17 protein-coding genes and 2 pseudogenes are annotated in these 19,751 nt (G+C 53.8%); 10 read left to right on the forward strand and 9 right to left on the reverse strand.

The features are described from left to right. Positions 1-11: 11 nt before the first annotated feature. The 5 genes and pseudogenes from RYB66_RS11895 to RYB66_RS26590 all read left to right on the forward strand — a co-directional run. On the forward strand, positions 12-1,526 hold the full coding sequence (locus tag RYB66_RS11895) for an ABC transporter substrate-binding protein (protein ID WP_005745297.1): 1,515 nt from the start codon (positions 12-14) through the stop codon (positions 1,524-1,526). 157 nt (positions 1,527-1,683) lie between these two features. After that, the gene (nhaA, locus tag RYB66_RS11900; protein WP_004666221.1) at positions 1,684-2,862 is read left to right on the forward strand and encodes a Na+/H+ antiporter NhaA; all 1,179 of its coding nucleotides are present in this window, start codon (positions 1,684-1,686) and stop codon (positions 2,860-2,862) included. A 156-nt stretch (positions 2,863-3,018) separates the two neighbouring features. Continuing rightward, a complete protein-coding gene (locus tag RYB66_RS11905; protein ID WP_005733007.1) occupies positions 3,019-3,327 on the forward strand; it encodes a hypothetical protein in 309 nt (102 codons plus the stop codon). A gap of 387 nt (positions 3,328-3,714) precedes the next feature. Then, a pseudogene (locus RYB66_RS26585) lies at positions 3,715-4,434 on the forward strand (PAS domain-containing protein); the annotation flags it as partial. A gap of 21 nt (positions 4,435-4,455) precedes the next feature. Beyond that, positions 4,456-4,722, forward strand: a pseudogene (locus RYB66_RS26590) (methyl-accepting chemotaxis protein); the annotation flags it as partial. Positions 4,723-4,811: 89 nt separating this feature from the next. Here the strand turns inward: RYB66_RS26590 and katG are convergent. Beyond that, complete coding sequence (gene katG, locus RYB66_RS11915) at positions 4,812-7,082, reverse strand: catalase/peroxidase HPI (protein WP_005745294.1); 2,271 nt, start codon at positions 7,080-7,082, stop codon at positions 4,812-4,814. Between the two features lie 373 nt (positions 7,083-7,455). Between katG and RYB66_RS11920 the strand changes: the two genes are divergently transcribed. Then, the gene (locus tag RYB66_RS11920) at positions 7,456-7,890 is read left to right on the forward strand and encodes a GNAT family N-acetyltransferase (protein ID WP_029241035.1); all 435 of its coding nucleotides are present in this window, start codon (positions 7,456-7,458) and stop codon (positions 7,888-7,890) included. A gap of 25 nt (positions 7,891-7,915) precedes the next feature. On the opposite strand, the gene RYB66_RS11925 is transcribed toward RYB66_RS11920, so the two are convergent. Next, entirely contained in the window at positions 7,916-8,983 is a 1,068-nt protein-coding gene (locus RYB66_RS11925; protein WP_005745292.1) for a GGDEF domain-containing protein, read from the reverse strand. A gap of 311 nt (positions 8,984-9,294) precedes the next feature. Here RYB66_RS11925 and RYB66_RS11930 point away from each other — a divergent pair, with 311 nt between their 5' ends. From RYB66_RS11930 to RYB66_RS11945, 4 genes are all read left to right on the forward strand, one after another. Beyond that, positions 9,295-10,287, forward strand: coding sequence for a helix-turn-helix domain-containing protein (locus RYB66_RS11930; RefSeq protein WP_057405656.1), 993 nt, complete (start codon positions 9,295-9,297; stop codon positions 10,285-10,287). 68 nt (positions 10,288-10,355) lie between these two features. Beyond that, positions 10,356-11,288 (forward strand): transporter, encoded by a 933-nt coding sequence (locus RYB66_RS11935; protein ID WP_057405658.1) that lies wholly within the window; start codon positions 10,356-10,358, stop codon positions 11,286-11,288. 61 nt (positions 11,289-11,349) lie between these two features. Then, complete coding sequence (locus tag RYB66_RS11940; RefSeq protein ID WP_316894450.1) at positions 11,350-12,801, forward strand: amidase; 1,452 nt, start codon at positions 11,350-11,352, stop codon at positions 12,799-12,801. 191 nt (positions 12,802-12,992) lie between these two features. After that, the gene (locus RYB66_RS11945; protein WP_016982259.1) at positions 12,993-14,600 is read left to right on the forward strand and encodes an ATP-dependent nuclease; all 1,608 of its coding nucleotides are present in this window, start codon (positions 12,993-12,995) and stop codon (positions 14,598-14,600) included. A 758-nt stretch (positions 14,601-15,358) separates the two neighbouring features. Here RYB66_RS11945 and RYB66_RS11950 read toward each other — a convergent pair. The 7 genes from RYB66_RS11950 to RYB66_RS11980 all read right to left on the reverse strand — a co-directional run bounded on the left by RYB66_RS11950 (position 15,359) and on the right by RYB66_RS11980 (position 19,526). After that, positions 15,359-16,474, reverse strand: coding sequence for a hypothetical protein (locus tag RYB66_RS11950; RefSeq protein WP_057413615.1), 1,116 nt, complete (start codon positions 16,472-16,474; stop codon positions 15,359-15,361). A gap of 298 nt (positions 16,475-16,772) precedes the next feature. Further along, the gene (locus RYB66_RS11955) at positions 16,773-17,174 is read right to left on the reverse strand and encodes a FlgT C-terminal domain-containing protein (RefSeq protein ID WP_016982254.1); all 402 of its coding nucleotides are present in this window, start codon (positions 17,172-17,174) and stop codon (positions 16,773-16,775) included. Between the two features lie 10 nt (positions 17,175-17,184). Beyond that, the gene (locus RYB66_RS11960) at positions 17,185-17,691 is read right to left on the reverse strand and encodes a hypothetical protein (protein WP_016982251.1); all 507 of its coding nucleotides are present in this window, start codon (positions 17,689-17,691) and stop codon (positions 17,185-17,187) included. Positions 17,692-17,762: 71 nt separating this feature from the next. Continuing rightward, on the reverse strand, positions 17,763-17,996 hold the full coding sequence (locus RYB66_RS11965) for a hypothetical protein (RefSeq protein ID WP_016982250.1): 234 nt from the start codon (positions 17,994-17,996) through the stop codon (positions 17,763-17,765). A gap of 156 nt (positions 17,997-18,152) precedes the next feature. Next, entirely contained in the window at positions 18,153-18,602 is a 450-nt protein-coding gene (locus RYB66_RS11970; RefSeq protein WP_057413614.1) for a DUF1493 family protein, read from the reverse strand. Next, positions 18,580-19,011 (reverse strand): STM2901 family protein, encoded by a 432-nt coding sequence (locus RYB66_RS11975; protein WP_080900569.1) that lies wholly within the window; start codon positions 19,009-19,011, stop codon positions 18,580-18,582. Before RYB66_RS11975 ends, RYB66_RS11970 begins: the two co-directional genes overlap by 23 nt. An 11-nt stretch (positions 19,012-19,022) precedes the next feature. Beyond that, on the reverse strand, positions 19,023-19,526 hold the full coding sequence (locus RYB66_RS11980; RefSeq protein WP_316894453.1) for a type VI secretion system tube protein Hcp: 504 nt from the start codon (positions 19,524-19,526) through the stop codon (positions 19,023-19,025). Positions 19,527-19,751: the final 225 nt, after the last annotated feature.

Raw genomic sequence — 19,751 nt, forward strand, 5'->3', positions numbered from 1 at the left:
AGTTCATTTGTATGAAAGCTCGACCAATGAAAATGCTGACCGTCGCCATGCTGGCGGCCTGTTCCCTGGCAGCGGGAGTGGCGGAAGCCGCGGGCGTGCTGACCATCGGCCGTCGTGAGGACGGCACCACCTTCGACCCGATCAAAAGCGCGCAAAACATCGACAACTGGGTATTTTCCAACGTCTACGATGTGCTGATCCGGGTTGACGACAAGGGCACAAAGCTGGTGCCAGGACTGGCCGAAAGCTGGTCGATTTCGCCCGACGGGCTGACCTATACACTCAAGATACGCCCGGCCAAATTCTCTGATGGCTCGGAGCTGACCGCCAGCGACGCTGTATTCAGCCTGCTGCGAATTCGCGACGACAAGGGCTCGCTGTGGAGCGATTCCTACAAGATTATCGACAAAGCCGTCGCAACAGATCCGCGTACGCTGGTCATCACCCTGAAGAATCCATCGGCCTCGTTCCTCTCGCAACTGGCGCTGCCCAACGTGTCGATTCTCTCCGAGAAGGCCATGAAGACCCTGGGCGAAGAGGCTTACGCCGAAAAGCCTGTCGGTTCGGGAGCCTTCACGGTGAAAGAGTGGCGGCGCGGTGATCGGGTGATCCTGGCGAAGAACCCCGACTTCTGGGAAGCGCCGAGCGTCAGCCTGGATGGTGTCGAGTGGATCTCGGTGCCGGATGACAACACCCGTATGCTGATGGTCCAGAAGGGCGAACTGGATGCAGCGATCTATGTGCCGTTCTCCCGTGTCGAAAACCTGAAGAAGAACCCTGATCTGGTGGTTCACCTGGACCCGTCCACCCGTGAAGATCATTTGTTGCTCAACCATGAGCACGGCGCGTTGGCCAAGCCTGAGGTACGCCAGGCACTGGACATGGCTATCGACAAGAAATCGCTGGTCGAGGCCGCTACCTTCGGGCTGGGCACCGTGGCCAATTCCTACATTCCCAAGGGCGCGCTGTATCACTACGCCGATAACCTGCAACGCCCGTATGACCCGGTCAAGGCCAAACAGATGCTGGCGGATGCCGGTGCGTCGGACCTGAAGCTCAACTATGTGGTCAATGCTGGCAACGAAGTCGACGAGCAAATTGCGGTCATGCTGCAACAGCAGCTGGCCAAGGTTGGCGTAACCACCACGCTACAGAAAGTCGACCCGAGCCAGAGCTGGGACATGCTGATTGCCGGTGACTACGACATCTCCGTGATGTACTGGACCAACGACATCCTCGACCCGGATCAGAAAACCACCTTCGTGCTTGGCCATGACACCAACAACAACTACATGACCCGTTACAAGAACGAGAAGGTCAAGGAGCTGGTTGCTGCTGCACGGGTTGAAATGGACCCCAAAAAGCGTGAGCAGATGTACATCGACCTGCAGAAAATGGCCAAAACCGACGTCAACTGGATCGATCTCTACTACAGCCCTTACATCAGTGTTTCACGCAAGAACATCGAGCACTTCGGCCAGAACCCGTTGGGCCGGTTCACGCTTGAAGAAACCGTCAAGAAGTGAAGCGGGCAGGGCTGTTGTCTGGCAGACAGAAGCCCTGATTCCTCAAGCCATGATGGGCATGCGCGTTAATTTGTATCCTCAGGTTTACCTGCGCTGTGGCAGGCTCTGCGAGTGGTAAGGTTGCGGCCTTTTTGCGCTGTACCCTGCGGAGCCCTGCATGCACAACCCCACCCCCCGTACCGAATCCCCGAGCGCGCTGGCGTTCATCAAGCGCTTTTTCGCCGCTGAGGCCGCTGGCGGTCTGATCCTGATGGCGGCTGCGCTGGCAGCCCTGATCGTCGCCAACTCGCCGCTGGCCGACAGCTACTTTGCAGCGCTGCATACCGTGCTCGCCGGGATGTCGGTAGAGCACTGGATCAACGATGGCCTGATGGCAATCTTCTTCATGCTGGTGGGCCTGGAGATCAAGCGCGAAATGCTGGCCGGCCAGCTGGCGTCCTGGAGCCAGCGCGCCTTGCCGGGCTTCGCGGCGCTGGGCGGCATGGTGGTTCCGGCGTTGATCTACGTGGCATTCAATTGGGGCCAGCCAGACACCATTGGCGGCTGGGCCATTCCGGCAGCGACCGACATCGCATTCGCCCTGGGCGTGCTGTCATTGCTGGGCAAGCGTGTGCCGTTGTCGCTGAAGATATTCCTGTCGGCACTGGCAATTCTCGATGACCTCGGCGCTGTGCTGATCATCGCGCTGTTCTACACCAGCGATCTGTCCATTCCCATGCTGCTGGCCGCACTTGGCTCCATCGCCGTGCTCGTCGCGCTGAACCGCTTGGGCGTTAAAAAGCTGCTGCCTTACCTGATTGTCGGCGCGCTGTTGTGGTTCTTCATGCTCCAGTCCGGTATTCACGCCACCTTGGCGGGCGTAGCGCTGGCACTGTGCATTCCGCTCGGCAAGCCCGATGAAGAAGCCAGCTCGCCGCTGCTGCATCTGGAAGAAAAACTGCATCCGTGGGTCGCCTTTGCCGTCGTACCGGTCTTTGGATTCGCCAATGCCGGCGTTTCACTGTCAGGCATCACTGTCGACAAACTGCTGGACCCGGTGCCGTTGGGCGTCGCGCTGGGGCTGCTGATCGGCAAACAGGTCGGCATCTTCGCCCTCGCTGCACTGGCCATCCGCGCGGGCCTGGCCCGCTTGCCGGACGGCAGCAACTGGGGCCAGCTTTACGGTGTTGCGGCGCTGTGCGGTATTGGCTTCACCATGAGCCTGTTCATCGGCGCACTGGCCTTCCCGGGCGCACCGGAGCTGGTGGATGAGGTCAAGGTGGGCGTACTGATCGGGTCGGTGTTATCGGCGCTGCTGGGTGTTGTGGTGTTGCGCAGGTTTGGGGCGAGGGGGTGAGCGTAGGGAACGATAATCTCAACTATCGTGCGACGCTCCGCGTCGGCATGCCGGTCTGGACGCTCTGCGTCCTCTTCGCGACGTAAACCGTCGCGAACTGCATTCCCGAAGTAATGGACGTCACAGCCAATCATATAGCCAGGAGTAGATTGAGAAATGTTGAAGCTGATCAGTCAGCGCAATTGCGCGCCTTCGCTTGAGGACCCGAAACACGATGTGTACCTATTCAGTGTCGACACATCCGGAGCCGATAAACCGTTCTGTTTTGAACAGTCAATTACCGGCGGGCATGCTGAGCGGGGTGGCTGTATATTTCTGAACCTGGCCGGACTTGAGAACTGGCCCGGTGATTGGCGAGTTCATCTGGAGAAGTCCGGTTGCGGCTGGGTAGCGGAGTTGATGGCGGGGGCGCAAACCGATCAGCAAGCCGTGAAGTTGATTCTGGAACAAGTGACCATTACCTGATCGCAATCTGACGATTCAGAAACCACACGGCATGTCGATAAAGAAGTGACATGCCAGGGACTCGGCAAATCTGACTTTATTTTGAGAACCCTGTGTATGTTTCACTTATTCCGACCACGTCGTGACAGAAAAGCCCTTCAACAACTTATTGCCTCTCTCAAGGGGGCTGGCGAGCCGGTGGTAAGAGGCTGCGCTGAAGAGAGCAGCGTACTTGAGTGCTGGAGTTCGCTGAGTACCCAGCGTCGTCTCGACGAGCAACGTATCGCCGATCTTGAGCAGGAACTGGAAACCGCCCGCCACCTTCTGGGTGAAGCCTCTGCTTCGGCCGCCGCTTATGAGACCCGCTTTGATCTGGTCAACCGTGCGTCGAGCGAGGGCCTCTGGGATATGGAGGTCGTAGCAGGCGATCCGGTCAACCCGAACAATCGATTCTGGTGGTCGCAGCAACTTCGCACGCTTCTCGGTTTTAACGACGAGCGAGATTTCCCTAACGTACTGGCGAGCTGGGCAGACCGGCTTCATCCGCAGGATAAACAAGCCACGCTCGACGCATTTGCCAAGCATCTGAATGATCGCTCGGGTAACACGCCGTACCGGGTCAAGAATCGTCTGGCGATGAAGAACGGCACTTATCGCTGGTTCTATGCCCAAGGCGAAACGTTAAGAGACGCACGCGGAACGCCGCTGCGTGTCGCCGGCTCGCTTCGTGATATTCACGATGAGCTTGAACGTGATCTGGAACACGATGTGATCATTACCCGATTCGAACTGGCCCGGGAGATGCTCTCCGACGGGCTCTGGGACATGGAGGTCATTGCTGGCGACCCGGTCAATGCGAGAAACCCGTTCTGGTGGTCTCCACAGTTCAGGCGGCTTTTGGGTTTTGAAACAGTCGAAGAGTTTCCTGACGTACTGGATAGCTGGGCATCACGGCTGCACCCCGACGACAAGGAGCGCAGTCTGACGGCATTCGGTGCGCACTTGAATGACCGGACTGGCAAGACGCCGTTCGATATCGAGTACCGCCTGAAGATGAAAACCGGCGAGTACCGCTGGTTCCGTGCACGCGGCCAGACTCGTCGCAATCCCGAAGGTGTTCCGCTGAGGGTGGTCGGTGCGTTGGTGGATGTGCATTTGAAGCATGAGCAGGATGCTCTTCGCGACACCGAAGCACAGCATCAGAAAAACCTGGAAGAGAACATCACTCAACTGACCCAGATAGTCGGCACTATCCAGAGCATTGCCAGCCAAACCAACCTTCTGGCGCTCAATGCCGCGATTGAAGCTGCACGTGCCGGGGAAGCTGGACGGGGCTTTGCGGTGGTAGCTGACGAAGTGCGCAAGCTGGCGACTCGAACGACTGAAGCGACGGAGCAGGCGGCAAGCATGATGAGTCGCTGATAAAACCAGACTTCGCTTTTTGATAGCCGTAAAAAAACGCCTCCGCAAGGGAGGCGTTTTTTCAACTCAGCACATCAAACACATCAAGCCAGGTCGAAGCGGTCCAGGTTCATCACCTTGGTCCATGCGGCCACGAAGTCTTTGACGAACTTCTCGTTAGCGTCCGAACTGCCGTACACCTCAGAAATCGCACGCAGTTGAGCATGGGAGCCAAATACCAGATCGACACGGGTGCCGGTCCATTTGACTGCGCCGGTTTTGCGGTCACGTGCTTCAAAGGTGTCGTTGGCACCTGAAGTCGCTCTCCACTCAACGCCCATGTCCAGCAGGTTCTTGAAGAAGTCGTTGCTCAGGGTTTCAGGCTTGTCGGTGAAGACGCCGTGCTTGCTCTGTCCGACGTTAATATTCAAGACCCGCAGGCCGCCCAACAGCACAGCCATTTCCGGTGCAGTCAGGGTCAGCAGTTGCGCCTTGTCGACCAGCAGCGATTCCGCCGAGACCTTGTAGTGCCCCTTCTGATAGTTGCGGAAGCCATCGGCGATCGGCTCAAGGAAGCTGAACGACTCGACATCCGTCTGCTCTTGCGATGCATCGGCACGGCCTGGTGTGAACGGCACCGTGACGTGATGACCAGCGTTCTTCGCAGCCTGCTCGACGCCTGCGCTACCGGCCAGGACGATCAGGTCCGCAATGGAAACCTGCTTGCCACTCGACTGAGCGGCGTTGAACTCGCTCTGAATCCCCTCAAGCGTCTTCAGTACGCCCGCCAGTTGTGCAGGCTGGTTAACCGCCCAGTCCTTTTGCGGAGCAAGACGCAGACGACCGCCATTGGCACCGCCGCGCTTGTCAGAGCCACGGAAAGTAGAAGCGGCTGCCCATGCGGTTGAAACCAGCTGCGAGACAGAAAGCCCCGAAGCCAGGATCTTGCCTTTGAGCGCGGCAACATCCTGATCATCCACCAACGCATGATCAACATTCGGAATAGGGTCTTGCCACAGCAGCTCTTCGACCGGTGTTTCCGGGCCCAGGTAGCGCGCGAGCGGGCCCATGTCACGGTGAGTCAGCTTGAACCAGGCGCGGGCGAACGCGTCGGCCAGTTGCTCAGGGTTGTTCAGGAAGCGACGGGAGATCTGCTCGTAAGCTGGATCGAAGCGCAGCGCCAGGTCAGAGGTCAGCATGCTTGGCGCATGACGTTTGGATGGATCGTGGGCATCCGGAATCTTGCCCGCGCCTGCGCCGTTCTTCGGCGTCCACTGATGCGCGCCTGCCGGGCTCTTGGTCAGCTCCCACTCGAAGCCAAAGAGGTTTTCCAGGTACTCGTTGCTCCATTTGGTCGGAGTCGAAGTCCAGGTCACTTCCAGGCCGCTGGTGATGGTGTCGCCACCCTTGCCGCTGCCGAATTTGTTTCTCCAGCCAAGCCCCTGCTCTTCAAGACCGGCTGCTTCCGGCTCTGGACCGACGTTGTCGGCAGGGCCTGCGCCATGAGTCTTGCCGAAGGCGTGACCACCGGCGATCAGCGCTACGGTTTCTTCATCGTTCATCGCCATGCGACCGAAGGTTTCACGGATATCCTTCGCCGAAGCGACCGGGTCCGGCACGCCTTCAGGCCCTTCCGGGTTCACGTAGATCAAGCCCATCTGCACAGCGGCAAGCGGGTTTTCCAGATTGCGCTCACCGCTCGCGGTGCGGCTTTCTTCGTTAGCATGGTTCTCCGGCTCGGCGACCAGCGTACCGTCGCCCGGCTGCTGCATTTTCTTCTGTGCGCCGTAGCGTTCTTCGCCACCCAGCCAGGTGGTCTCGGAGCCCCAGTACACATCTTCTTCCGGTTCCCAGACATCCGGGCGACCACCGGAAAAACCGAACGTCTTGAAGCCCATCGACTCCAGCGCGACGTTGCCGGTAAGCACAATCAGGTCGGCCCAGGAGATCTTGCGGCCATACTTCTGCTTGACTGGCCAGATCAGGCGACGTGCCTTGTCCAGGCTGACGTTGTCAGGCCAGCTGTTGAGCGGCGCAAAACGTTGCTGACCAGCACCTGCACCGCCACGGCCATCGCCTGTACGGTAAGTACCGGCGCTGTGCCAGGCCATGCGAACGAATAGCGGACCATAATGGCCAAAGTCGGCCGGCCACCAGTCCTGCGACCGGGTCATGACGTCGCGCAGGTCTTGTTTGACCGCTTCGAAGTCAAGGCTCTTGAACTCCTTGGCATAATCAAAGCTCTCGCCCATCGGGTCGGAGAGTGAGGAATGCTGATGCAGAATCTTCAGATTCAGCTGCTTGGGCCACCAGTCACGGTTGGTGGTGCCGCCGCCAGCAGCGTGGTTGAAGGGGCATTTCGATTCAGTTGACATGCTTGATACACCTTTTTGTCATTTGCATCCGGCCATCCAGCCCACTCGCGGGGCTTCAGACAGTGATGACGGAACTCCATAGCACTGGGTTCGTACCGGCCGCTCGATCAACGATCAGGCCAGTAGCGATCATTGGATTGCTGCGATACGAGACCACAACGTGCACAGAAAACTTGAGCTCATTCTTATCTCCTTATCAGGGTAAAACCGCACGGCCTTCGCCGATGCTCTTGCAGATTAGCCTTCTTCGTGGATATTTCTAATAGAAAGAACGTTATGGGTTGATAGGCAAACTCTGGCAGCGCTGTCATCTGATCAGCAAAATGCCCTGTTAATCTGCTCCGCCATTGGAATAACAGGCCGGGCATAGCCAGTGATCACGATTCGCAGCATGACAATCAAGGATTACGAATCGGTCATCGAACTGATGCGCAACACACCGGGCATCTCTCTGCGCGATGCCGATTCGCGTGAATCGACGGCACGCTACCTCGACAGAAACCCCGGTACGAGCTTCGTCGCCGAGGCGGAGGGGGCTGTGTGCGGCTGTGTCATGTGTGGGCATGACGGCCGCCGGGGTTATCTACAACATTTGATTGTGCTGCCGGAGTATCGTCGACAGGGGATAGCTCACGAGTTGGTCGAGCGCTGCCTTCAGTGTCTGGAAGCGCTGGGAATTTATAAGTGTCATCTGGATGTGCTGAAGGTTAACGAGGCGGCTGGCCGATATTGGTCGGGGCAGGGGTGGACATTGCGAGAAGATATTGACCGCTATTCGATGGTTCGGCAGGGCGGCGAGAATGCTTGAGAGGACCGAGCGCTATGCATGGGTATTAACCGATTTCACCCCCTTGGTTCTGCTTTTCCACACTTCCAGCGGTCGCGGAAACTATCTTGCCTTCAAAGGCAATACATTGTCTGCCGCTCCGTTTGGCGAGATACAAATTTTCATCGGCTTCTTTCAACAGGTCATTGACGTTTTTTGCCCGAGCCAAACTCGCAATACCTGCACTGAATGAATAGGGCATTTTCGCTGTTTGGTCTTTTTGGGCGTGCATCAATAAATGATCCATTGCCGCTATGGCGTCTGCTGCGTTTGCTGCGGATAACATCACGCCAAACTCTTCTCCCCCCAGGCGACCAAAGCTGACCAGCCCCGTTGTGTTTTTTATGAGTGTTGCGAAACATATAAGGACATTGTCACCCACGTCGTGGCCATGGTTGTCGTTGATGCTTTTAAAGTTATCCAGATCAAGCATTGCGAACCACAGCGAGGACTTATCATCTGACCTCAGTGCGTTATCCAGGCTGGCGACCAGTGCGCGGCGATTTGGGGCGTTCGTCAGCGTGTCGGTTTCGGACAGCTTCCGGTAGCGATCACTCGCCGCCATGGTCTGCATGACCAGGCTCAGGAAGGTTGCATTCAGGGAGCCGCCCAACAAGGTCGAGCTGATCAGGAAAACATAAAACAAAGGCGCATGGTCGACGCCGACCGCCGTAAGGTCCGTTTGCCACATGATCAACCAGATCAGAGCAGCCGCAGCGACGTAGTCAATAAACTTGACGAAGAATACGCTCATTCCCGTGATGAGCAGGGAAGTGACAACCAATCCCCACATCGACGCCTCTACGCCCATGCGTTCGATCTGTACCTTGAACAGAACGGTAAGTGAGGTCATGTAGATAATGCCGAACAGGCGCCACGTCGTCATGCTTCTGCTGTTGGAAGTGACAATGATTGACAGCGTCGCCCCCGCCAGAGCGCAATAAATAAATATATCCAGTGATTGCTCAATAGACGGATTCACATACCAGCTGATAATCCAACTGAAAAGGCCGATCAGCTGAGACAGCTTCAAAGGTATGAAAATAGAGTCTTTCAGGTTTCTTCTTTGTGGCATGTGCTGTTTTCCATACTGATGCCAGCTGAAGCGTATCGACGGCACATACCTTGGTCGAGATGCGTGATGATATATTGCCAGTATACGTGATCAGTACTCGAGAGCGATGGCCGCTTGTCTTGCTGTGACAGCGAGTGGGCCTACACCATGACTCAACGGGACGCTTTATATTTGAAGCGAGTATAGTTTTCATGAAGCTTGAAAGCAGTTTGGTAGCTTCGCTGTATTAATCACCCAAACTCCTTGCTGCCGGAATGAAACTTGCCTTCACTTAGCCGAATGACCTTGAGACGTATTAAGGGGCAAGGCCGATGAGTAGTCGTTATGTGGAGACAAACAAGGCTTCGATTGACGCGGCACCGCCACCTCACCTGCGGCGTTTTCAAACCTGTGACATCGACGAGCACGGTCGCAACCTCAGCGGCTGGCAGGTTCGTTACGATCAGGTGACGCCTGGTGGCTTCGAAGGCGAGTTGACGGAGTTCCGCTCGGACTGGCTGCAACTGGTCCGCGACCGCTCTAATCAGGCCCTGGTCAAGAGTGGTATTGCCTGGAAGGGGGCGATTATTTTCGCCTTGCCGTTGAGTGCCAACGGTCCGGCGTTCTGTGCCGGGCACACGCTTCCGGAGTCGAGCATGATCGTCGCGCACGGCGAGAATCTTCCGGAATTGAGTACGCCACTGCAATTGGATGCGCTGGGCATTGCGATTGAAGAGAGTGCCCTGGCTCACGCGCTGGAACGTCAGGGCAGCCGTTTTGAAATTACCGATCTTCCCAAGTGTTACCGTTTGACCGATCCAACGGTTCGCACGAGGTTCTCTGCGCTGTTCGATAACCTGTTGAATGGAGAGCAGGCGTGCCTGCAGAAGCTTGAGTACGAGTCGATCTGGCGTGGCATTCGGGATGCCGTAATGTTGCAGGTGCTGGAACTGGTGGCACCTGATCAGGCACCGCCGCTAAATCCCACGGCGCGAAAGAGAATGGTGGATCGGGCCCGCGATTATGCCTTGGCGCATCTGGATGAACCGCTGTCGATTCTGGATGTGTGCAACCACATTGGCACCAGTCGCCGCAAACTTCAGTACTGTTTTCAGGAGACGCTGGGCATCAACCCGGTGGCTTTTCTGCGCACGTTGCGCCTCAACGCAGCGCGGCGCGAGTTGCGCGAAAGCAGCCGGATCGAACTCGTGCAGACGGTCGCCGCGCGCTGGGGTTTCTGGCACTTGAGCCGGTTTTCCAGTGACTACCGGACACTGTTCGGGGAAACACCCTCGCAGACCTTGCAACGCAAACATCTTTGCTGAAATCGGATAACGGCATAAAGCATGACTCAATAGCATGACCCCACCACCTTCGTGGTCAGGGGCATGCGATGAGTCATAACAATAATTCCAATATCAGACGCTTCACTTTCTTGACGCTCGGCTTGATGAGCCTTGCTGCCACGGTTCAGGCAACTGAAAACGGAGCACCGACTACCTCCTTCGGTGTTTACGATTTCGGTGCAGGCATCCTGCCTCCGTCGACCCCCGTGGGTACGCTTGGAATGCGCGTGGCGTTCTATTCGACCAATGTGCAGAAAGACCGCCACGGTCGCTCGCTGGACAACAATTTTTCCCTGGACGTTCTGTCCATCGGCGTTGCGTACTTTCGCATGACCGATTACAGAATACTGGGCGCGCGCTATGGCTACAGCGTGGCGGTGCCTTTCTTCCAGATGGATGCCTCGTTCCGGGTCCAGACGCCTGGCGGCCCGCTGGACCTGAAGGCGGATCCGTTCAGGATGGCCGACATTTCGGTGTCGCCGCTCATACTGCAATGGGACCTTTCCCCCAACCTGTTCGTGAACGCACAAATGCAGATTCAGACACCTACCGGCGACTACGACAAGAATCGTCCTATTTCGCCGGGGCTGAATCACTGGACGTTTTCTCCCACCGTCAACGCGACCTACATCAGCGACAGCGGTTTTGAAGTGTCCAGCAGCTTTCAGACTGACATCAACACCCGCAACCCTGCGACCGACTACAAGAACGGTGTCGAATACCGTCACGAGTTTGCCGTGGGCCAGCACGCAGGTCCTTTCACGCTGGGGATGGGCGGGTTCTATTATCGGCAATTCTCCGATGACGATGCGCCAGGGCTGGAAACCGGCAACCGCGCCCGAGTGGTCGCAGCCGGCCCCGCGATCAGCTACTTCACGCCCGGCATGCCTGCGGCGTGGTTTCACATCTACAAGGAATTCGGCGCACGCAACCGCACCGAGGGCTACACCGTGGCGTTACGGGTAGGTCACAGTTTCTAAAAACGGTTGCAAGATCGGCGATCTTGTTTCCATTCGAATTCAGGCCATCAGGAACCTTCCTATGAAAGACATTCAAACGTTGTTGAACGATGAAGACGCCACCGGCCTGGCCGAGTGGGTCAGGCGCGGCGAGGTTCAGCCGATCGATTTGCTGGAGGGGGTGATTCAGCGCATCGAGCACGTTGAACCGCAGCTCAACGCCGTTGCCGAGCGACTGTATGACTCAGCCCGCAGCGCGGCACTCGACGCTGCAAAAAGCCAAGGCGTTTTTGCGGGTGTGCCAACGCTGATCAAGGACCTGTTTACCCCGGTCAATGGCGCGCGGATGAGCAATGGCTCCCTGGCCATGGGCGAGTTCCGTGCCCCCTTTGAAGCCGAAGTTGTCAGCCGCCTGAGGCGTGCCGGTTGCGTGCTTGCCGGGACGACCACTGCACCGGAATTCGGCACGTCCTATTCCACCGAATCCACACGCTTCGGCGCGACCCGCAACCCGTGGAGCCTCGAGCATAGCGCCGGTGGCTCAAGTGGCGGGGCTGCCGCACTCGTGGCCGCACGGGTAGTGCCCTTTGCCCACGGCAACGACGGCGGCGGTTCGTTGAGAGTGCCTGCATCCTGCTGCGGCGTATTCGGCTTCAAACCCAGCCGCGGCCTCATGCCTTCCGGCCCGATGGTCGGCGAGGGCTGGGCAGGCCTGAGCACCGCGCACGCCATCACCCTGACCGTACGCGACAGCGCAGCCTTGCTCGACGCCACAGCAGGCATGGACCTCGGTGCGCCTTACGCAGGCCCTGTTCAGAGCCTGCCTTACGTCAGCGCCGTCCAACGCGACCCCGGCACCCTGCGCATCGCGCTCATCGAACAATCAGGCACCTGGCCAACCTCCGCCGAGAGCCTGGCCGCCGTGCGAGACGTCGCGCAGTTATGCGAGTCACTTGGGCACCGCATCGAACCCGTCAGCCTGCCAGTGGTATTGCCGGAATTCCTCGACCACGTCTTCACCATCATCGGCGCGAACACCCGCAACCACGTCGATATGCTGGGCCGCATGCGTGGCTTTGACGTACAGGACGCCGAGCTGGAAGCGCGCACACGCATCATCCTGCGCGACAAAGGCGGCGTCAGCGGCGCGCAATACGCCGCCGCCGTCGAATGGATTCACGCCCTAGGCCGCCAACTGGCGACATTCATGCAGGATTACGACGTGATCCTCTCGCCAGTGCTGACACGCGAGCCGGCACGCATTGGCGAGCTTGTGGTGCCGGACATGAGCCTGAGCCTTGAGGACATGATCGAGCGGTCGCATCGGTATTCGCCTTTTGCCGCATTGTTTAATGCGAGCGGCCAACCGGCGATGTCGGTGCCGTTGTCCTGGAGTGCGGCGGGGCTGCCGATGGGGGCGCATTTCGCTGGGCGGTTTGGGGAGGAAGGGGTGTTGTTGGGGTTGGCTGGGCAGTTGGAGCGGGGGCGGCCTTGGCGGGGGCGGGTGCCGGGGGTTAGTGGGTGTGGGGGGTGAGGGGCGGGATCTGCCCGTTCAACGCGGGGTTGGTTGCGTCGGTAGGCAAGCGGAGGCGAAAAAGACGCTTTAGGGCTCCCTCACCCTGTATTTCATCGCTTTCGCCGTGTTTCAGGTGAAATGCAATCCAAACACCCAGTACTATGTGTTTACAAACGCCAAATTAACTCAAGGAAGAGAGGTTCCTGCTTATGCATATCAAGTCCATTGGCTTCAAGTCCATTCGCCAACTCAACGCTACTGTGCGGGATTGCTATTCTGACTTTACCCAGGCCGCCCAGCATCTGCCTCTGCTTGAATTCAAAAAAATCAACCTGCTGATCGGCGAAAATGGCGCCGGTAAATCAACGGTCATCGATATGATCCGGTCTTTGCGCTGGCCGGATGTTTTGCCTAGCCTCGCACGGGACAACCCGGAGTATGGCTGCACGCCGGAGTTCTGTATCGAACTAAATGATGACCGCGCTTACTTATATAGATTCACTCTTTCCCCTACGGACGACACGTTTCAGAAAGTCATTTGCAAAATGGGTTACAGGGCTGCTGGTGGACAGTTTGAGAAAATCGCTCAAAAATTACTAAATCGATTTACCGAGCATCCTGTAGACGGAAAAATTCCTCCAGCCGAAGGAGTTAAGATCGAATATCTTAATTGTGGCGGCCCATCCCTGAACGTGGACGCCCAAGCACTGGAGCACCTCAACGCTCATGCCGAACTGCTCACAGGAATGATTAATTGGAAGGACTATGCCGATCCCATTCGTATACCTATGGATGGCAACGTCATCAACGCTATAGAGAATGGCGTTGCTTCCTCTTGGCTCAGTAACCGAGACGACTTGGGGCAATCCTTAATGGACATGCCCAATAATGTCAAGGCGAGCTGTTATCCATCCGGTTGGAAAGCTTGTGCAGCAATACTCCACTGGCTCAGTAACGTGCAAGATGACAGCATCTGTCTGCTCGAAGAGCCTGAAGTGCACATGCACCCTAAACTTCAAAGGCGCATGTTCGAGCTGGTTTTGCAGATTGCCGAGAAGAAGGCCCTTCAATTGGTGATCAGTACCCATTCGGCTGCCCTGATCAACGCCGCCGCTAGCCGCGACATCAAGATCTTCCAGGCGCAGGGCCAGAAGATTGCGGAGGCTAATATTGCCGAGGTACTTGACCGTCTGGGCTACCAAGCCGCAGATCTGTTGCAGGCTAACTGCGTGATCTGGGTTGAGGGCCCATCGGACAGGATGTACCTCAACAGTTGGTTGCATGCACAAAATCCTACTCTAAAGGAAGGCCAGCATTATTCGATCATGTTCTATGGGGGGCGGTTGTTCAGCCATCTTACTGCCAGTGAAACAGCGTTGAACGACCTGATTTCACTACGCCGCTTGAATCGCAACTCTGCCATTGTGTTTGACAGTGACAAAGCCGGGCCGGACGACGTGCTGACAGAAACCAAGCAGCGTTTGCAGGCTGAGTTTAATTCAGGCAACGGGTTGGCTTGGGTAACCGAAGGCCGCGAAATTGAAAACTATCTGAATGAAACCGCGCTCAGATTGAGCTTGAAAAAAGTTCACCCATCAATGGTGCGCTCGGTGGGAAGCGGGATTTGGGCAAACCTGTTGAAGTATGAAGTGGATGCCGAACTATCCAAAGCAAAAAATCCAGATCCGGAGCGCACAGGCAACAAAGTAGACGTAGCTAGCCACTATTTGAAGCACAATCAGGTAGATCTCAAGGTCCTTGACCTGATGCAGCGGCTTGACGAATTATGCTCCTTCATCAGCGCCTGCAACACTTGACGCTCAGCGGGCCATTCATAGACAAAATCGGCGTTGTTCCTGGTAGTGGAGGCATTGTTTGATGATTCAGATCTGCCTTGGCACATTTCGAGCTGTTCGCTGACTTCCTCGCCAATCGAATGCGTGAGCCAAAGCTAGAAGCCATTGCGCTACGAGTACAAGATGTTCACTTGGTTTCGATGGCGATTAAGAAAAATAAAAAGCACGGGGTCTAACATCGCTACTTTTATGTCCAGTTCGACCTATGCGGAAAGGCCATAGATGGATTTTCGAAAGTCGACGGGCTTGGGGTAGAGATAGACTTTTTCGACTTTGGCGCCGGGTCGCATCATAACGTGCTGGTTCTGAAAAAAATCGGGAGCACAGCAGCATCGGGGATCAGTTGGACGTTTTGAATATTGGGTTCATGGAGCGGTTGCGGTAATGGTTGTTGGAGTTGGCTGGGTAGTTGGAGTAGGTGCGGTCTTGGCGGTGGGTATTGCTATGGCGTATTTGCTTTGCAAGTCCTGATGCTCAGAGGATGGGCTGGAATAAATATCCCCGTTATTTATTCCAGTATTTTCTGGTTTTCCGGTGCCGAGGTTGTTATAACGCTGTCATTGCTGAAATGAGTTACGCATAGTTCTATAAGATTGCCGAACAGCGCTAGACAGTTTTGGAGGTCAAAAACAAATCTTTCAAAATTATCTGATGAGACCACTGCGTTATCTGCATGTGCTAGGGTGTTCCTAAGATTCTTCCAGCTTTGAACGTGTGCTTTATCTATCTCTTTGGACGAGCTCATGTCTGTGAGAATAGCTGATACCGTCTTTTTTTTTGGGGCTCCCTAAAAAACTCAAGATGGCATTTGCTCCGGTTTTAGGGATGTTGGATTCTGAAGATTTAATAAAATTCCGAGTGTCAGAAATCTCCTTCAAAGTTGTCTCATCCAAATCTGTACTTATCGAAAAGTAGTTTTTTACCATGCCTTCTATGTTTACGCAGAGCACTAGTGCTGCTGCTTCAGTATTTGCCTTGGATATGTCCTTAAGCCGGTGCCAGTAATTAACCAAATGATTAAGGCCTTTGGGTCTCGCTTTCATGTATAGCTGCAAAAAATCACTTAATTCGGTTTCTCTTCTTGGGGTGATCTCAACAATAGCGTCAGCCAATGTATACGTGTTTTCGGTCACGCTCCCTTGAATGTAAGCCTCGTAGGTGTTCCCATTTCTTAAAACTATGAAAGAAGCCTCTAGAAGCTGGCCGATGGCAATACTGATCCCCTCCAGTAAATAAAACAATGAATTTAGCTCTACTGGATGTAGGCTGTCTACAATGCTGATCTCTAGCCTGTTGTCCTTTTGGACGATTTCGACAGTTTTTGTTCCTTGTGGAAGTCTCAGTTTTGCAAGCTCTTTCGACCCTTTACCATTATCGATAAACTCGTTGAACGGCATTCGATAGTTGCCATTTACCGTTATTAGTGCGCTAGCTCCGATGGTTGAATGGCTAAGCTGTAAAAGCGATCGGACGTTAGTAAGTATTAGCTCTAATACTGAGCCTGAGGGATATATATCGACTCCCCGCTGCACTAGGACGCGTGTATTTTTCCAGGTTTTGCCATGGGCATCTTCCGCTTCTAGCTCGAAGTATCTTTCTTCAGGTATCAGGCCTATATGGTCGCTCCAGAAAAAACTCGTCACTTCAATCGATTCTGAAGTTGTCGAGGTGGAGTAAAGTTTTACTTTTAAATTCTTGCTTTCATCAAAAAACAAGCAGCCTGGGCCACTAAAAATCAGTGGAAAATTTAGGGTGTTCTGGGTCAGAGTGATATTAAAGCATTCGATGGTGGCGTCACGCTCTGCTATGGCATCAATTTTCTTCTGGTCAAACATTATCAGTCCTTCGATAGTCTTATATTGGGGGTACTTAGCTTTGCATTAAAATTGGAGGACTTGTCTGTCTTGTGCACCCACCTTCTGTACGCTCCTGCAATTTAAAAGCTGCTGTACCTCATCTGCCTCGCTATCCACTCGTAACCCATGTTTCATAACTCTTCAAGAATTAGATCATCTCCAAAATTTATCAGCTCGGGGCTTTTATTGTCGGTATCATGTTCCAAGTTATAATCTCAACGACAAGCATAAATTGATTCCAGCTGTAATAGGAGGGATCATAACCTGATTTGGAAATTCAATCTTCAATTATGTAGTCGCCTATTTTTGGACTTGTAAGTGGTTTGGTTCGCTCTATTCCTGCTGTTATTAACTCAGTCGTCGCGTAGTTAGATCCAAACAGGGATGCTTGAAAGGCACCGTGATTCGATCGCTTTATCTGCCTTGTATCTGGATCTCGCTGGATGTCTGTAGATGTCAATGTTGATATCTTTTGCTGAATATGTACAACTGCAACCCTGCCTCGAACTAGTTCAAGCTGCTCTAGAGTTTCGCCCGTATCTGGATCGTTGATTTTTTCTCCTAGTCCAACCACTAGGTAAGTTTGGCCAACTCGAATGCCATGTTCCGCTCCTATGTTGATGACCACGGTCGTATCATCAACAACGCTGACTACTTTGGCGACATAACGATCATTCATCTCAGGTTTCCTAGCTTGTGAGCTTTTGTAATGCAGCGAAGGGTATAACCGGGCGAATCTCCAGCATTTTCAGTTCATCTGGACCAACTGGTATAGTGGTTAGAATTTGTAAGTCAAGCTGAATTCTGATTTGAATAAGTGTCGTTTGAACATGCTCAACCACACCGATATATGCGAGGCGCTCTAACCCGTCATGTTGTGAATAGCAAGCAACCAAAATATTAGTCAAAAAATGCTCGTTCCTCCTGATAACGAATACACCGTGTTCGGATGAGTACTTAATGGGATTCTCGAACGGCGGTGAGGGGCGTCCTCGTTCAATGGCGTCGTAGGTGACCTTCAGCAGAATGATGATGGCGTATAAAGTCAAGGTAGTAATAAATATTAACCATCTGATAGAGACATCGAGCGTGGTATCGATAAAATTTGTCACAATGGATGAAAGGAATCCGAGCACTGCAACGGCGGTAGCTGTGCCATTCCAGCTGAACACTGCCTTCTTGACTTCCCTAAGCACAGATATCTCTTCCTTTGTCAGACGCTAATTTTTGCAAGGTTCTCCGCTATTTTAAGCTTGTATCACTGAGTTTAGCCAATCCCAAAAACAAAAAAGGCACTTGTAAAAAACGCCAAGCTCTGGATACTAGCATAGGCGGCTGAACTGACCATCACCAAGCCAACCAGCGGTACGGTCACTGCGATTTTATATCGTCGCACGGACAGGTATCCGTAACCGTCCATTCGGTCTGCCAGCTTCTCGGGCCAACTGGAGAATGTAGCGCGGGCCATTGATTTCAGTGAAGCTGTAATCACCTCGTGCATGGGCCCCTACTTTAATAATGGTGTGGTGCAGACTCGACGGTAAGGTTGCTCAGCTTGGTATTCCTAATTTTTAAATTTTTAGGCTGAGCATGAGTTGATCCCTAGAAAAGAACCGATTCACTCGAATATTCACCTAGTTATCTCCCGGTATAAAAGTCATCGTGTTTTTATACTAAACCCATCAATAGGGATTTCTTCGGTTTTATTATAAATTGGCAAGCTACTAAAGCTTGCTTTCTCAAGAATGTTGCAGTTCCATGATTTCATCTGGGCTGCTTCATATAGCATGCCTAACGTCATTACTGTCTTTGCACGCCGATCTTTAGACCTGAAAAACACGAAAATATCAGTCCCTTCGGGCTTGAAATAACGATAGTGGTCGTAGTCGCCGCGGTCGACGCCAAAGTGTTCGAAAAAATCTTCCATGAAGTCACTGGCATCGTCACCGTCAAGCCCTAGATCCCAACTGACTCTGGTGGCGAGGCTGAGAGTTTCAAATGCTTTTTTGCCGAATCCAACATAAAAGTAGATTCTCTCTATGAGATAAATAAGGATGTCATGATTCAGACCGTTTTTATCCATCTTAAAAAACCTGATCTTGTTCATCTACGATAGAGTTGTAGGTGTTCACCGTTACGTATCCTATCTTACCCAGTTCGTATGCAGTATAAGACCATCCAATAACGGGTGTTGCCCGTGCGATGAAACCGCCAATGCTTCGTGTCCATCGGAGGTGCGGCGGAAACCATCCTGTAAGAGAGGGTGCTCTGAAGCTTCCGGGAAACTTGCGGTTGTTTAGAGTGCGTCGCATAACTATGGACATGATGGAGGTATTATTAATCGCTCCGCCAGGCTTTGTTCTAGTTGGTATTATATTGGCACCTAAGACGATGGCTAATGCAGCCCCCGCATCGTCCAATCCAAATTCATCCATTGCCACCTCTGTAGCAATTACAAATAGCAGCTCATTTGCAGTTAATCCGCAGTCGCCGTCGTAACAATATATTCTAGCCACTTAAACTATCCTTATGCGTAAGTGCTATTTTTTACTTGATCCCAGCCACCGGAGATCTGTCCAATTATCAAACCTGTGGTTCGGCTTTGCTGTGAATACTGCATGCTGATCTTGGCGTAATTAAATCTAACTACCTCCTCAGGAAAGTTTGAGGGTGATCGCTCAAATAGATTGCCGGATACAACGCCACTTATTATGACTTCGTCAAATACGTACTCCAGATATTTTTGCTTGTCGCCGCCCGCACGACGTACATACAGCTTCATCTGCTTGATATGTCGGCCTGCGCAACATGTTTCGAGGATTTTTGGAGTCGCACTGTCAGCGAGTTTTACAATACTGAAATCGCTTAAGTAGACTTTGGCTACGGTAGCCCCGCCTGCCGAGCTTGCAGTCCTTGACACTGATTGAGAGGCTGATAGGCAAAACGTATTAATCTCAATCCAGTTTTTGCAGTCAGAGTCCATAGACTCTCCGCTAATGCCATCAATCCAAAGATATGCATCAATACTCATTCCAGCTCCTTGGAATATCTCTTAATCTAGTTCATTGACGTCGTACGATAGCAAAACTCATACATTTGAGATTCGTAGTCAAGCACCTTTTTCCTGTGCGGGTTGACGTCCCGTGACGTGACCACCTCAAATCGCAGAGCCAGGCCCTTACGGTGCGCGAGCTATGCTCTTTACGAAAAGCAGCTGCACATCGGTGATGCTGCATTGAAGGCAGGCGTGTGTGCA

The organism is Pseudomonas syringae group sp. 243L2, assembly GCF_032587875.1.
In the GTDB taxonomy this organism is placed as follows: Bacteria; Pseudomonadota; Gammaproteobacteria; order Pseudomonadales; family Pseudomonadaceae; genus Aquipseudomonas; species Aquipseudomonas amygdali.

Bases quoted from the DNA above. Each gene is read 5' to 3' on its own strand.
- RYB66_RS11895 (WP_005745297.1), top strand. From the start codon at position 12: ATGAAAGCTCGACCAATGAAAATGCTGACCGTCGCCATGCTGGCGGCC.
- nhaA (WP_004666221.1), top strand. From the start codon at position 1,684: ATGCACAACCCCACCCCCCGTACCGAATCCCCGAGCGCGCTGGCGTTC.
- RYB66_RS11905 (WP_005733007.1), top strand. From the start codon at position 3,019: ATGTTGAAGCTGATCAGTCAGCGCAATTGCGCGCCTTCGCTTGAGGAC.
- katG (WP_005745294.1), bottom strand. From the start codon at position 7,082: ATGTCAACTGAATCGAAATGCCCCTTCAACCACGCTGCTGGCGGCGGC.
- RYB66_RS11925 (WP_005745292.1), bottom strand. From the start codon at position 8,983: ATGCCACAAAGAAGAAACCTGAAAGACTCTATTTTCATACCTTTGAAG.
- RYB66_RS11930 (WP_057405656.1), top strand. From the start codon at position 9,295: ATGAGTAGTCGTTATGTGGAGACAAACAAGGCTTCGATTGACGCGGCA.
- RYB66_RS11935 (WP_057405658.1), top strand. From the start codon at position 10,356: ATGAGTCATAACAATAATTCCAATATCAGACGCTTCACTTTCTTGACG.
- RYB66_RS11940 (WP_316894450.1), top strand. From the start codon at position 11,350: ATGAAAGACATTCAAACGTTGTTGAACGATGAAGACGCCACCGGCCTG.
- RYB66_RS11945 (WP_016982259.1), top strand. From the start codon at position 12,993: ATGCATATCAAGTCCATTGGCTTCAAGTCCATTCGCCAACTCAACGCT.
- RYB66_RS11950 (WP_057413615.1), bottom strand. From the start codon at position 16,474: ATGTTTGACCAGAAGAAAATTGATGCCATAGCAGAGCGTGACGCCACC.
- RYB66_RS11955 (WP_016982254.1), bottom strand. From the start codon at position 17,174: ATGAATGATCGTTATGTCGCCAAAGTAGTCAGCGTTGTTGATGATACG.
- RYB66_RS11965 (WP_016982250.1), bottom strand. From the start codon at position 17,996: ATGCACGAGGTGATTACAGCTTCACTGAAATCAATGGCCCGCGCTACA.
- RYB66_RS11970 (WP_057413614.1), bottom strand. From the start codon at position 18,602: ATGAACAAGATCAGGTTTTTTAAGATGGATAAAAACGGTCTGAATCAT.
- RYB66_RS11980 (WP_316894453.1), bottom strand. From the start codon at position 19,526: ATGAGTATTGATGCATATCTTTGGATTGATGGCATTAGCGGAGAGTCT.